This is a genomic window from Ancylomarina sp. 16SWW S1-10-2 (genome assembly GCF_009669305.1).
Taxonomy (GTDB): Bacteria; Bacteroidota; Bacteroidia; order Bacteroidales; family Marinifilaceae; genus Ancylomarina.
The window spans coordinates 1-482 of record NZ_SADB01000201.1 but is presented as its reverse complement, the minus strand read 5'-3'; the positions used below and the strand labels follow the sequence as shown (position 1 = coordinate 482).

At 34.2% G+C, this 482-nt stretch carries 1 protein-coding gene; it reads left to right on the top strand.

Annotation, left to right across the window (positions count from 1 at the left end; genetic code table 11):
• Positions 1 to 41: 41 nt before the first annotated feature.
• A partial coding sequence (locus EMN46_RS18985; protein ID WP_154202589.1) for a transposase occupies positions 42 to 482 on the top strand: 441 nt, incomplete at its 3' end.

The following is a 482-nucleotide window of genomic DNA, read 5'->3' as shown; positions in this document are numbered from 1 at the left end:
GAAGACTGAGAAGAATTCCATATTAACTTAATTACTTTAGAATGGAAAACATAGTCTCAAGAGTGAGTGTTGGTATTGATATGGCAAAAGATAGTTTTTATGCAGCTATCATATACCTAACGAATGACCAGAATATAATCTGCAAAGGATCTCATAAATTTCCTAATACAGCCAAAGGCTTTAAAGACTTTATCGATTGGGCTGAAAGAAAAGTTAAAGTTAATAATATAGTAAGTTACACTATGGAAGCGACAGGTGTTTATTACGAGAACTTAGCCTGTTATTTGTATAATAGCGATAGACAAGTCCATGTTGTTTTGCCTAATAAGGCTAAGAAATATTCGGAGAGTTTGGATAATAAATCCAAGACGGATAAGTTGGATGCTAAGACTTTAGAACGTATGGGAGCAGAAAGGAAGCTGAAGTCATGGAATCCTGGCTCTAAAATTTATCAAACGTTAAAACAACTTACTAGAGAGCGA